Origin of the sequence: Haemophilus haemolyticus M19501, from assembly GCF_000222025.1 — a bacterium.
GTDB lineage: Bacteria > Pseudomonadota > Gammaproteobacteria > Enterobacterales > Pasteurellaceae > Haemophilus > Haemophilus haemolyticus_G.
Map to the genome: position 1 here is coordinate 209,298 of NZ_AFQO01000007.1, position 13,138 is coordinate 222,435.

A 13,138-nucleotide genomic window follows, 5' to 3' on the forward strand; every position below is an offset into this window, starting at 1 on the left:
AATAATTAATAAGGAAATCATTATGGCCATTTTAGTGACAGGTGGCGCCGGTTATATCGGTTCTCACACAGTTGTAGCATTATTAAATGCTGGCAAAGAGGTGGTGGTATTAGATAATCTTTGCAATTCATCGCCAAAATCCCTTGAGCGCGTAAAACAAATTACGGGCAAAGAAGCAAAGTTTTATGAAGGTGATATTTTAGATCGTGCTTTGTTACAAAAAATTTTTGCAGAAAATGAGATTAGCTCTGTTATTCATTTTGCTGGGTTGAAGGCCGTAGGGGAAAGTGTTCAAAAGCCGACAGAATATTACATGAACAATGTCGCTGGCACCCTTGTATTAATTCAAGAAATGAAAAAAGCAAGTGTTTGGAACTTTGTATTTAGCTCATCTGCAACGGTTTACGGTGATCCAAAAATTATTCCAATTACAGAAGATTGTGAGGTCGGCAGTACAACCAATCCTTATGGTACCTCTAAATATATGGTTGAGCAGATTTTACGCGATACAGCAAAAGCGGAACCAAAATTTAGCATGACTATCTTGCGTTATTTTAATCCAGTAGGGGCGCATGAAAGTGGCTTAATTGGTGAAGATCCAAATGGTATTCCAAATAATTTGTTGCCTTATATCAGCCAAGTTGCTATCGGTAAATTAGCACAACTTTCTGTATTTGGTAGTGATTACGACACCCATGATGGAACAGGTGTGCGTGATTATATTCATGTAGTGGATTTAGCTGTGGGGCATTTAAAAGCGCTTCAACGTCATGAAAATGATGCCGGTTTACATATTTATAACCTTGGTACAGGTCATGGTTATTCCGTATTAGATATGGTAAAAGCCTTTGAAAAAGCCAACGACATTACAATTGCATATAAACTTGTAGAACGCCGCCCTGGTGATATTGCAACATGCTATTCTGATCCTAGTTTAGCTGCAAAAGAGCTTGGTTGGGTGGCAGAACGTGGTCTTGAAAAAATGATGCAAGACACGTGGAACTGGCAGAAAAATAATCCAAAAGGGTATCGAGATTAATATTCTCTAATATTTGTTTTTCTTTTTTAGGAAGAAGAAAGCTAAACATTGGGGGATGTGATAAAAAATCCCCCTCATTTTTACACTTATCCTTTAATTGAAAGGCGAAGTTTCTAAAATACAACCAAAATTAACCGCACTTTATGTCAAATTCCCTTTCTTCCCAAATTTTTACACGCAAGATGTTGATTTGCGTATTCACAGGTTTTAATTCTGGTTTGCCATTATTTGTGTTATTGCAAATGTTGCCTGTTTGGCTGACAGATAAACATCTCTCAATTGAGCTTATCGGTGCAGTAACTGGTGTGATGTTGCCTTATGGATTAAAATTTTTGTGGGCACCATTATTGGATCGTTATTTCCCGAGTTTTTTAGGGCGTCGTCGTAGCTGGATGTTGCTTTCACAAGTGGCATTATTGATCTTACTTTACATCATTAGCCTTTTTGATCCGCTAACACAACTGAGTACAGTAGCAAATATTGCATTGCTTATCGCTTTTTTTTCAGCCACACAAGATATCGTGTTAGACGCTTATCGTCGTGAAATTTTGAGTGATCATGAATTAGGTTTGGGAAACACTATTCATATTAATGCTTATCGAATTGCTGGATTAATTCCGGGTGGATTATCGCTATATTTGGCGGCGATTTATCCTTGGGAAACCGTCTTTTTGTGGACCGCACTTTGTATGTTAGCAGGCATCTTCATGACGCTATTTTTAGCAAAAGAGCCAAAAATAGACATGCAGCAAACTAATCAGCCGTTCTATCAAGCATTTTGGATTCCATTACAAGAATTTTTCCAACGTAAAGGCGTTATTCAAGCTATCGGTTTTTTACTGTTTTTGTTTTTGTATAAGTTCGGGGATTCTTTTGCCACAACGCTACAAACCAAATTTATTTATGACATGGGCTTTAGCAAAGAGGATATAGCCATTGTTGTAAAAAGTACTGCACTTTGGTCAAGCATTTTATCTGGGCTTGCTGGAGGTGTGATAATGCTAAAACTGGGTATTAACCGTGCATTGTGGCTATTTGGGCTGGTACAGATGGTGACAATTGGTGGGTTTATTTGGTTGGCAGCTTTCGGACATTTTGATGTTATTACATTAGCCGAGTTATGGAAACTGGGTGTTGTGATTGCCGCAGAATATATCGGCGTTGGACTTGGCACCGCAGCTTTTGTGGCTTTTATGGCGCGTGAGAGTAATCCTCTTTATACCGCAACACAGCTCGCACTTTTTACAAGCCTTTCAGCTTTGCCAAGTAAAGTTTTAGGTATGCTTTCTGGTTATGTGGTGGGAGCAGTGGGGTATTATCAGTATTTTTGGTTTTGTTTATTTTTAGCGATTCCTGGCATGCTTTGTTTATTTTGGGTAGCGCCTTGGAATCAAGAAAATAATACGGCCAATTCACTATAAAAGTGCGGTAAAAATTATAAAAAATTTGACCGCACTATGCTTTATCAGTATCTTAATCACGTTTTTATTAATGGAGATTTTTTATGAAAATTATTCTTTTAGGTGCACCAGGCGCAGGTAAAGGCACTCAAGCACAATTTATTATGAACAAATTTGGTATCCCGCAAATTTCAACTGGCGATATGTTCCGTGCTGCAATCAAAGCTGGGACTGAACTTGGCAAACAAGCCAAAGCATTAATGGATGAAGGTAAATTAGTACCAGATGAATTAACCGTTGCGCTTGTAAAAGATCGTATTGCTCAGCCTGACTGCGCAAATGGTTTCTTGTTAGATGGTTTCCCTCGTACTATTCCACAAGCGGATGCATTGAAAGATTCAGGCGTTAAAATTGACTTTGTTTTAGAATTCGATGTGCCAGACGAAGTGATTGTTGAACGTATGAGTGGCCGTCGTGTACACCAAGCATCTGGCCGTTCTTACCACATCGTTTATAATCCACCAAAAGTGGAAGGTAAAGATGATGTGACAGGTGAAGATTTAATTATTCGTGCAGATGATAAACCAGAAACTGTGTTAGATCGTTTAGCTGTATATCATAAACAAACCAGCCCATTAATTGATTATTACCAAGCAGAAGCGAAAGCGGGGAATACTCAATATTTCCGTTTAGACGGTACACAAAAAGTAGAAGAAGTTAGCCAAGAGTTAGATAAAATTTTAGGCTAAAAATAATCTAAAAAATAAACCGCACTTTGGGTCACCTAAGTGCGGTTTGTTTTTTCTATGTTTTAATTAGTGGGTTGTTTTATTTTCATCAAAAACCGGTAATGGTTTATGTTCGGTTGCGACATAGCTATATACCACAGGCAATACGAACAAGGTGAAAATAGTACCAATGGATAATCCCGCTACAATCACTATCCCCATACTAAAGCGAGATACCGCTCCTGCACCTGTTGCATAGAGTAATGGAATTAAGCCGGCTACCATTGCCGCCGTTGTCATTAGGATTGGGCGTAAACGTACTTTGGCTGCATGAGTGATTGCCTCAATTCGAGTTTTACCATGGTTTAGCTGCTCTTCTTTTGCCACTTCACACATTAAGATACCATGCTTGGTGATTAATCCTACGAGAGTAATTAACCCAACTTGAGAGTAGATATTTAATGTTGTTCCCGCGATGCCAAAGAAGGATAAAATATTTAAGCTCACTAATGCACCACTTACGGCTAATGGTACGGAGATCATAATTACCATTGGGTCACGTATAGATTCAAACTGAATGGCAAGTACCAAGAATATGATGATAACAGCCAATACAAAAGTGACGGCTAATGCGTTACCTTCTTGTACTAATTGACGTGCTTCAGATTTAAAGTCAAACGTATAGCCTTGCGGTAAGTTATCAGTCGCATGTTGTTGTAGCCATGCAACAGCATCACCCGTTGATGAACCAGGCATTGGAACGGCGCTAATCTGTGCTGAGTTTAATTGGCTAAAGCGTGATAATGAAGTTGGTTGTGTTTCTAGCTTCATCGTGATTAAACTGCTTAATGGTACAGATTGTCCATTACTTGCCGTTAAGTAATAGTTTTTGAATGCTTCGGGCGATAAACGGTCATCACGTTTGACTTGCGAAATGACTTTATAAGCACGTCCATCCACATCGACTCGCGTAATCGTCGCGCCAGATAAGAAACTCCCTAAAGTATTACTGATTTGGTGCATCGTGATACCGTAAGTCCCAGCTTTCTCTTTATCTACGGAAATGGTCATTTGTGCCGTGTCATAGGTCAAATCTAAATCCGTATAAATAAATTTACCCGAGTCTTTCATCGCACTTAGGAATTTCTCTGCGGTATTTGCCAACGATTTATAATCTTGAGCCGTTTTTAATACAATAGCGATTGGAGGGCCTTGTTCCCCTGTATCAATTTCAGGAAAGTTAAATGCAGATACAGAGACTTCAGGAATTGATTTCGCTTTTGCGTTGATTTCATTCATTACGGCAGATTGCTTGCGTGAGCGTTCTTTCCAGTCTTTCAATGTGATGATATTTAACGAGCCATTAGAATTTGGCGCGCCAGCAATACTCATCCCAAAAGAGACTTCAGGTGTTTCCATTACATTTTTCATGTATGGTTGCATTGCATTTTGAATGTAATCCACATTTACGCTAGATGGAGCATTACCAATCGCAATAAATGCACCTTTATCTTCATTTGGTGTTAATTCATTAGAAAGTGAATTAAATAAAAATGGGAGCGTTGAGAAAATCACCACCGCAAAAGCCAGCATTGATTTACGATTGAGCATAACGAGATCAAGCATGTATTCGTAAATACGATTTACTTTACCTAAGGTATGTTCTACGCGTTCTTCCATCCATGTTGGTTTAGCATTGGATTTAAGTAATTTACTACTCATCATTGGCGATAAAGTTAATGCCACGATACCAGAAATAAATACCGCACCAGCTAGAGTTAAAGCGAACTCTTTAAACAATGTGCCAGTAATCCCCCCCATTAAAGCCATTGGTGAATAAACCGCGATCAATGCAATAGTCATGGAAATTACAGGTACGGCAATTTCACGAGTACCAATAATTGCTGCGCGGAATGGCGTTTCCCCTTCTTTAATATGGCGATCTACGTTTTCTAAGACCACAATCGCATCATCTACGACTAAACCGATAGCGAGAATAAGTGCCAATAATGTCATTAAGTTAATAGAAAAATCTAAACTTTGTAGCATCATTAAAACACCGATCAACGAAATCGGAATGGTGAGAACTGGAATTAAAATTGCGCGAAGCGATCCGATAAACATCAAAATAACCACTAATACAATAACAGTTGCTTCCACAATAGTTTTAATTACTTCATGGATTGAACTATTAATCGCAATAGTACTGTCATAAAGAATGTCAGTTTCCATACTATCCGGTAGTTGCTTTTTGATGTTTTCAAAGAGCGGTCGGATTTTTTCTGCAACGGTTAATGGATTAGCTGATGAAGTAGGATTAATGCCTAATACGACAGAATCTGCACCATTTGCAGTTGCACGAGAATTATCGCTTTCTTTGTTCAATTCAATGGTCGCAATATCGCGCAGGCGTACTAAATCATCACCACGAGAAGCAACAATTAAGTTACCTAATTGCTCAACAGATTTGGTCGTTGTTTCAACTTTGTTGCGGTAAGTGACATAGTAGCCGTTATCATTACCAGCCGCAGTTTGTACATTATTTGCAGAAAGGGCCGACATCACTGTTGGCGCAGAAAGATTTTGTGACGCCATTTTTTGAGGATCTAGCCAAATACGTAATGCATATTCCGCTGCACCAAATACTTGTACTCCAGCCACGCCTTCAATCGTAAAGAATTGAGGTTTGACTACGCGGTTAATGTAGTCCGTAACTTGACTTGAGTCGAGTTTGTTGGAGCGGAAACTTATATACATAATCCCCGTACCACCTGATGAAGAGGCTACGCTTGGTGCTTCAATTCCACTTGGTAATTCAGAACGCACAGCATTTACTTTGGCTAATACATCGGCAAGTGCTCCGGCAGGATCCGTATTCAGCTTCATTTTGACTGTAATAGTCGATGAATTTGGGGCACTGCTAGATGACATATAGTCAATGTTATCCGCTTGGGCGATAGATTCTTCTAATGTAGAAGTAACAAATGCTTGAATTAGATTTGCATCAGCACCAGGATAGGCGGTTGTTACCGTAATTACCGTGGTGGTCATTTTAGGGTATTCACGCACTGCCAATTTCGAAATAGCTTGCAAACCTAAAATAATAATAAGCAAGCTAATTGAAATCGCTAAAACAGGACGACGAATAAATATATCGGTAAATTTCATTCGTATTTCCTAGTTAATTAAAGGTTAGTTTTATTTACTGGCTCTGTTGCACCTACAATGTCTTTTTCAATCCATTCTACAAGACTGCCATTGCCGATACCTTGTTGACCGCCAGTGATAATTTTATCACCAGGTTTTACTTCATTACCTTGTAATTGAGAATAAATACCTTGGCGATCTTTAGTAAATACAGTGATTTGTTTTGCTCGATATAAACGATCTAATTTTTTATTCTCAGCCATTTTCTCTTTATCTTCATCAGATAATGGTGTGAGTAAATAAGCAATTTCACCATACATGTTGTAGCTAATTGCTACTTGTGGAACGACAACTTGATTTGTTTCAGTTGGAAGCGCAATTCTTAAACGAGAGAACATACCTGAAAGCAATTTACGTCCATCTTCTGGATCAAATGTAGCTTGAACATCAACTAAACCTGTTGATGAATTAATGGCGGGTTCAATAGCGGTAATTCGAGCTGAAAACGTCTCGCCCAAGCGAGCATCTGTTGTCGCTGTGACGCGCTGACCGATATGCAATTTATCTAAATCATTTTGTGAAAGAGCAAAATCCACTTTCATTGAGCTAGTATCTTCTACACGCACAATTTCTGTTCCAACATTCACATATTGTCCAACATTGATTTTCACAATACCCGCTTTGCCATCAAATGGTGCCACAATTTTACGACGTTCAATTGCTGCTTTTAGAGATTCAATATTAGCTACTTGAGCATCATAAGCCGCTTTGGCGTTATCCATTTCTTGACGTGATACAGCATTGCTATTTAATAAGCCCACATAACGTTGGTAAGTTTGACGAAGTGCTGATAATTGTGCCTGAGCAGCTTGTAGGCTGGCTCGTTCAACAGAACTATCAAGTTCCACAAGCACCTCACCTTTTTTCACATTTTGTCCATTTTGAACAAGCACTTGTGAAACCGTACCCGCATTTTGTGTACTGAGCATTGCGCCTTGATTTGGACGCACAAGACCTGTTGTGTTGATAACTGGCGTCCATTCACGAGGTTGAACTTCAAGTGCGGTCACTGGGCTTGAAGGTTCTGGCATTCCCGCAATGGCTCGGCTTATCATTACACCTTTTATCATATTAAAACCGATGACACCGGCAAAAATTAAGACAAATACCACTAAAATTATTTTCATAAAGAAAATATGTGAGCGTTTTGGTCTTTGATGTTGAGTTTGACTCATGTTTAAAGCTCCGTTATAAAAATAACAACAATTATTTCTGAATCGCACGCCAAGAGCGTTCAATCACAGATTCTAAAATTTCAGGCTTAAGATCGAAATCGATAAATTTTGCATCAGAGGCTAAATTTATCGCCGTTTTCAAACTTAATAAAAAGAGAATATCTTCAGATAATTCTGCTAATAAGCCAGCTTTTTGTACTTGATGACAAAATAAATCCCAACGGCAATTTTTAACGTTTTTACAAATATCCTTGAAATTAGGCAAAGATTCATATTGCTTTAAATTGGATAAGATAGTGGGATTTTCTTGTAAGAAATACCAAATGTTTTTCCACATTTGTCGATACTGTTCGAAAAAAGGCTTGGTTTCATCAAAATCTTTTTCAAGTGTTGCCATAAACATTGAAAACACTCTGTGTGCAAATTGTTCAAGCAACTCATCTTTGTTTTTGAAATAAAGGTAAATCGTTCCTGCTGCTACATTCGCTTCTTTCGCAAGTTTGTGCATAGAAAGTTGATTCAACCCTTCTTTTGCCATTAAACGATCTGTCGCTGAAAAAATCTGTTCAGCTAAGTCTATTTTAGCTTGTCGCATAAGATCCTTGAGTAAAATAAGGAGCAATAATTGCTCAAAAATGAATGAGCGTTCATTTTAGTTATTTTTTGTTTTTTGGCAAGTTAAAAAACACAAAAGCACAACAAAAATGGGCAACATTTAAAAGCTAGATTTTGTAATCAACTTTTAAATGTTGCCCATTTTGACCGCACTTTTGATTGTGGGGAATAAAAATCTAAATTGGTTCTAGTCCTAACACTTTACGACCGTTAATACTTGCGATATTGACCATCTCATCTAAGTGTGGGAAACGGCAGCCCGCAGCCAATAGGCTTAATTCTTGCCATAAATCGCCTTCACATAAAGGAACCATGTAATCACAAATATTATCTGTGCCTAGGGCAACAGTGATACCTTCGGGGATCATTTCATCTGCTGGCGTGAGTGCATTATGGAATGGCATAAGATCTTCTTTGCGATTACTGTCAATCCATGCCATAGGACAGGCGATCATCATCATTTTGGCTTTACGCATTTTTTCGTAAAGTTTGTAGCGATATTCTTTCGAATGTGAGCCAATGGAAATCCCGTGGATACCCACAACTCGCCCCTCCATTCCGTGTTCAATGGTTTTGTCGCAAAGTTGCTCAGTTTCTTTTTCACTTGGATTATTGAATTGGTCTACATGTACATGACACATAATTCCAAGAGATTTGGCCTTATCTAATAAAATATCCATCGCCTCTAGGCCACGTCCATAATCCAATTCATCACGATATGGTAAGCCACCAATCATATCTACCATCTCTGCACCAATATCAAACCATTTACGCGCAGTGGGTTCGATTACCCCTTTTAAAGTTTGATTGGCGAATTTCAAAATAATGTCGTGTTTATACACTTCGCGAGCTTTGTGTGCGGCGATAATTGCACGATCTTCACAAATTGGGTCTATATCGACAAAGGTGCCAAATGCGGTAACGCCTTGGGATATCATTAATTCAATAGATTGGCAAAAACGTGCGTAATAATCATCAACACTGGAAGTGCGTTTTACTTCATCCACTAAATCCCATTTTTGTTGCAAATTACTACTATGATAAATCCCAATTTTCTCTGGCGTCATCGTAAAAGCGCGGTCAGCATGTGCATGGGCATTTACCCATCCGCCTTTTTTGATAATTTCATCGCGAATATAGGTTTTAAAACTACGAACATGGCTTTTCATACAAACTCCGTAAAAAGAAAGGATAAAAAGACGAGAATGTATATTAATTGAAAGGTGCTGTAAGTACGGCGAGAAGCATTATGATAATGTTATGAAAAACTCACGGATTTTCATTAATAACATTTTCCAGTCTTAAACTGAGTCGTGAGTATAAAGGCTTAAGAGCAAAAAATCTATTCTTTTGTGCCCTTATAGATTATTTTTCAAAGAAGAAATTTTGTAATTGGAAGGCTTCTAAGAAGATTCCAAGTGGTGGTCTGTCTGACGATTGCTCGATATAATCTTTATCTAATTTTTTGTAATTACCTTTACGATCAATGTGATATTGAGTTCCATCAGGTTGAATCACTACATTCCAATGGAAATTAGAGGCAAGTACCCAATCATCCCCTTTAAGATCAAAGAGATTACGTCCCTGACTATAATCCATCAACGGGTTTTCTACACGGAATACTGTCTGCATTAATGCAGAGAAAACATCTGTATGATGACTTAATCCGTTTTGTTTACCTACTGGTAAATCTTTCCAATAAACGAGCAATGGCACTTGAATTTCATCACGCCCAAAATAATTTTCTCGTTCTTTTTCATTCATTTCATTAAAGGTTAAACCATGCTCTGACGTGATGATGACTAATGCATTTTCAAGTGGTGTAGCTTCTAACGATTTTGCTAAAAGAGAATCAATATCCTGCAAAGTGCGGTCATAGTCTGATAGGTTTTTAGCCTCCAAGGCTAAATCCAAATAAGCAAACCAAGGTGAGTCAGTTTTTTGTGCTTTAATAAAATCATTGAGATTTTTTACCGCACTTTCATTATTTGGTTTGTTGGTTTTATTCGATGAAAGTTTTATTTCACGAAATAATGCTTGGTGGAAGACGCTATCTTTGAAATTCGTAGCAGAAAATAAACCCAATTGATAATTTTCAGCACGTAATTTTTCGATTAAAACAGATTGGGTATGATTGCTTAAAATGCTATCGGTGTAATTTGCATTTAAGCCATAAAATAATCCTACTAATCCTGCATTATTACTATTACCAGTACTGTAATGATTCGTAAATTCTGTTGCGCTCGTTGCAAATTCAGCTAACTTGGGCATTTTGCCTTGAGAAATGGCATCGTAACGCAATCCAGAAACAGTGATCATCAAAATGTTTGGTTTATTGTCAATTGGTGCAAAAGTGAGTATTTTTTTAGGATAATCAATCTTTAAGGCATCTAAACGCCCCTCTTGTTTTAATGTTTGTGCGTACTTCTCGCCATCAATGAATCCGTGTTTTTCCAAAAAAGAACGAGCTGTCATTGGATAAGAAAGAGGAAAATTAGAGCGTTGCATCGTAATTGGGCGATATAAATAAGCATCTGCCCAAGCATAAATTAAGTGCGTAGTGATAAACGTGGAAGTTAAGAATACACCGACAGCTTTTAGCCATTTTTGGCGTTCAAGACTACGTAATTTTTCCCAACTCCAGCGAGAAAATAACATCTGTGCTAATAAAATAATCGGCATTGGTGCAAAGAAAATCTGCCAATCGCGTGACATTTCACCATTTTCTGGATTGACCAGCAAATTCCATACCACAGAGGATAAATGCAGATTAAAACGATTGAAAACAGCGGTATCAAATAATAATAAGGTTGTGCAAATCGTGGAAAAAATCACGCTTAATCCGCGAAAAGTGCGGTGATTTTTAACAATGAAACTTAGTGGAAAGACCACGAGTAAGTACAACGCAAAAACGTTGAAACTGAAATGCCCGAGCAAACTCACAAAAAAATAAAGTTTTCCTGCGAGAGTATCTGGCCAGTCAATGATAAAGGCATAACGAGTGCCAATAAGAATAGCAACAATGATATTAAAAAAGGCAAACCAATGGCCCCACGAAATTTTTCGTGAAACGTCATCGCGGTATTGTTTGCCGCTGAAGGTGCCTTTTTTAATCCATTTCATATTAACGTGTTTTTACCGCATTAATTAAGGAATTCGCAAATGCTTGAGCTAATGCTTCGCGTTGAGTTTGTGGCACACTCGTGGTTAATAGATTACTTGCCATATTACCTAATGCGATTAAGGAGAGATCTACCGGTGCTTTATACTTTTCTAATACCGCGATCATATCGTTCACAATCGCACTTAGCTGCGCATCAGAATATTTAGAATGTTGAGCCATAATGTTAAAAATAAAACAAAAAATTTGGCTTATGATACCCGATTATTTGGTAGAACCTAAATAATTTCTTTTTTCTTGCTGAAAAAGTGCGGTTATAATTTGCAACAAATTTTTCAAAGGTGACAAAAATGAGTATTACCGTTAATCAAATTGTTTTGCATCAGTTAGTAAAACATATAGATGGCGACAGCATAAAAATGGAAAGCGTATTACGCGATGAGTTGTTGTCAATTACGCCAGAAGTAGAACAAATGATGTTACAACTTCATCAAGGTTATCAAAATAAAGCTAAGGCTTTTGGCGTGTTTCAGGAAAAGTCTATATTTGCACAACATTTAAATCGTTTATTGGAACAAGAAATTGAGTTTTTAGGTTTTAGTCAATATTCAACAAAATTGCTTGCAGATGAGTTGGGTAAATATAACTTTGCAAATAGTGGAACCTTGATTTTATGCCAATATAATTTCTTAGCGACAGATTATTTGTTTATTGCATTGCTTGATAGCCGCCATAGTATGTTAGTCGATGAGCATTTAGATATTCACCGTACAGAATATCTTGATATAACTCAGTTTGATATTGCGGCACGGATAAATTTGACGGATTTGCAAGTAAATGCGAACTCTAATCGTTATTTAACTTTCATAAAAGGCCGTGTAGGTCGCAAAATTAGTGATTTTTTTATGGATTTCTTAGATGCTGAAGAAAGATTAAATCCACAGGTTCAAAATCAGTGTTTATTGCAAGCGGTGAGTGATTACTGCGATCAAGGCGAACTCAACAAAGAGCAAACTCAAGCGGTAAAAAAACAAGTGTTTGAATATTGTAAAGGTCAGCTTTCAAACGGTAACAATATTGAATTAAGGGAACTTTCTGATTTATTACCCACTCTAAACGAACAGCCTTTTGTCGCCTTTACGGAAGAACAGAATTATGGTTTGGAAGAGAGCATTCCGCCTGTTCGTTCAACATTGAAATCGCTAACAAAATTCTCTGGGTCAGGAAAGGGCGTTACCTTAAGTTTTGATGCGGAATTATTGAATACACGTATTCAATGGGATCCTATGACAGATACCCTAACCATCAAAGGTTTACCGCCAAATTTAAAAGATCAATTACAAAAGGCTTTAAAATCAGAGAATTAATTTGGAAACATAGCCAACTTTGGGTATTATTTGACAGTACTTTTGCACAAATTAAGGTAAAGAAAATGCAAGTTAAAACACTTTTAGGCGCAACATTTTTAGCATTAAGCCTCGCTTCTTGTTCCACCGTTGAAAAAGTTGTATATCGAATTGATGTACCGCAAGGCAACTATTTAGAAGCGACTACAGTTGCTCAAGTTAAAGAAGGCATGACTGCTCAACAAGTACAATATTTGTTGGGTACGCCAGTATTAATCGATCCTTATAATAACTACACTTGGTACTACGTGTTCTTACAACAACGTGCTTATGAAACACCTGTTCAACACACTTTCACAGTAAAATTTGATCAACGTGGGATTGTGACAGAAACCAATCTTGATAAACCTTTGCCAGAAGTTTCACAACAAGGCGAAAATAACACCATTATTGAAACAGGTGAGAAACCAAAATCAAGTTGGTGGAAATTCTGGAAATAATCTTTTT

General features: G+C 37.6%; 11 protein-coding genes. 5 read left to right on the forward strand and 6 right to left on the reverse strand.

The genetic code is table 11. The annotated features are described in order from the left end of the window. Nucleotides 1-22: 22 nt before the first annotated feature. The 3 genes from galE to adk all read left to right on the forward strand — a co-directional run bounded on the left by galE (nt 23) and on the right by adk (nt 3,188). On the forward strand, nt 23-1,039 hold the full coding sequence (galE, locus tag GG9_RS04755; protein ID WP_005631278.1) for a UDP-glucose 4-epimerase GalE: 1,017 nt from the start codon (nt 23-25) through the stop codon (nt 1,037-1,039). A gap of 143 nt (nt 1,040-1,182) precedes the next feature. Next, the gene (locus tag GG9_RS04750; protein WP_005631281.1) at nt 1,183-2,460 is read left to right on the forward strand and encodes an MFS transporter; all 1,278 of its coding nucleotides are present in this window, start codon (nt 1,183-1,185) and stop codon (nt 2,458-2,460) included. An 83-nt stretch (nt 2,461-2,543) separates the two neighbouring features. Further along, nucleotides 2,544-3,188 (forward strand): adenylate kinase, encoded by a 645-nt coding sequence (gene adk / locus GG9_RS04745; protein ID WP_005631284.1) that lies wholly within the window; start codon nt 2,544-2,546, stop codon nt 3,186-3,188. A 66-nt stretch (nt 3,189-3,254) separates the two neighbouring features. Here the strand turns inward: adk and acrB are convergent, their stop codons facing one another. From acrB to GG9_RS04715, 6 genes are all read right to left on the reverse strand, one after another. Next, on the reverse strand, nt 3,255-6,335 hold the full coding sequence (gene acrB, locus GG9_RS04740) for a multidrug efflux RND transporter permease subunit AcrB (RefSeq protein ID WP_005631286.1): 3,081 nt from the start codon (nt 6,333-6,335) through the stop codon (nt 3,255-3,257). A 17-nt stretch (nt 6,336-6,352) separates the two neighbouring features. Continuing rightward, the gene (gene acrA, locus GG9_RS04735; protein WP_005631288.1) at nt 6,353-7,549 is read right to left on the reverse strand and encodes a multidrug efflux RND transporter periplasmic adaptor subunit AcrA; all 1,197 of its coding nucleotides are present in this window, start codon (nt 7,547-7,549) and stop codon (nt 6,353-6,355) included. A gap of 31 nt (nt 7,550-7,580) precedes the next feature. After that, on the reverse strand, nt 7,581-8,144 hold the full coding sequence (gene acrR, locus GG9_RS04730; protein WP_005631290.1) for an efflux transporter AcrAB transcriptional repressor AcrR: 564 nt from the start codon (nt 8,142-8,144) through the stop codon (nt 7,581-7,583). A gap of 196 nt (nt 8,145-8,340) precedes the next feature. Beyond that, nucleotides 8,341-9,333: an amidohydrolase family protein gene (locus tag GG9_RS04725; RefSeq protein ID WP_005631292.1), complete on the reverse strand. Its 993-nt coding sequence runs from the start codon at nt 9,331-9,333 to the stop codon at nt 8,341-8,343. 196 nt (nt 9,334-9,529) lie between these two features. Continuing rightward, nucleotides 9,530-11,287, reverse strand: coding sequence for a DUF3413 domain-containing protein (locus GG9_RS04720; RefSeq protein WP_005631295.1), 1,758 nt, complete (start codon nt 11,285-11,287; stop codon nt 9,530-9,532). Between the two features lies 1 nt (nt 11,288). Further along, nucleotides 11,289-11,507 (reverse strand): YejL family protein, encoded by a 219-nt coding sequence (locus tag GG9_RS04715; RefSeq protein ID WP_005631296.1) that lies wholly within the window; start codon nt 11,505-11,507, stop codon nt 11,289-11,291. A 128-nt stretch (nt 11,508-11,635) separates the two neighbouring features. Between GG9_RS04715 and yejK the strand changes: the two genes are divergently transcribed. Together yejK and bamE are read left to right on the forward strand one after the other, a co-directional pair. Then, a complete protein-coding gene (gene yejK / locus GG9_RS04710; protein ID WP_005631298.1) occupies nt 11,636-12,652 on the forward strand; it encodes a nucleoid-associated protein YejK in 1,017 nt (338 codons plus the stop codon). 65 nt (nt 12,653-12,717) lie between these two features. Then, nucleotides 12,718-13,131: an outer membrane protein assembly factor BamE gene (gene bamE / locus GG9_RS04705; protein ID WP_005631300.1), complete on the forward strand. Its 414-nt coding sequence runs from the start codon at nt 12,718-12,720 to the stop codon at nt 13,129-13,131. Nucleotides 13,132-13,138: the final 7 nt, after the last annotated feature.

What these genes read in the sequence shown, in the direction of transcription:
- acrA (WP_005631288.1), bottom strand. Translation starts at nt 7,549, where the DNA reads ATGAGTCAAACTCAACATCAAAGACCAAAACGCTCACATATTTTCTTT.
- GG9_RS04720 (WP_005631295.1), bottom strand. Translation starts at nt 11,287, where the DNA reads ATGAAATGGATTAAAAAAGGCACCTTCAGCGGCAAACAATACCGCGAT.
- GG9_RS04725 (WP_005631292.1), bottom strand. Translation starts at nt 9,333, where the DNA reads ATGAAAAGCCATGTTCGTAGTTTTAAAACCTATATTCGCGATGAAATT.
- adk (WP_005631284.1), top strand. Translation starts at nt 2,544, where the DNA reads ATGAAAATTATTCTTTTAGGTGCACCAGGCGCAGGTAAAGGCACTCAA.
- yejK (WP_005631298.1), top strand. Translation starts at nt 11,636, where the DNA reads ATGAGTATTACCGTTAATCAAATTGTTTTGCATCAGTTAGTAAAACAT.
- bamE (WP_005631300.1), top strand. Translation starts at nt 12,718, where the DNA reads ATGCAAGTTAAAACACTTTTAGGCGCAACATTTTTAGCATTAAGCCTC.
- GG9_RS04715 (WP_005631296.1), bottom strand. Translation starts at nt 11,507, where the DNA reads ATGGCTCAACATTCTAAATATTCTGATGCGCAGCTAAGTGCGATTGTG.
- acrB (WP_005631286.1), bottom strand. Translation starts at nt 6,335, where the DNA reads ATGAAATTTACCGATATATTTATTCGTCGTCCTGTTTTAGCGATTTCA.
- acrR (WP_005631290.1), bottom strand. Translation starts at nt 8,144, where the DNA reads ATGCGACAAGCTAAAATAGACTTAGCTGAACAGATTTTTTCAGCGACA.
- galE (WP_005631278.1), top strand. Translation starts at nt 23, where the DNA reads ATGGCCATTTTAGTGACAGGTGGCGCCGGTTATATCGGTTCTCACACA.
- GG9_RS04750 (WP_005631281.1), top strand. Translation starts at nt 1,183, where the DNA reads ATGTCAAATTCCCTTTCTTCCCAAATTTTTACACGCAAGATGTTGATT.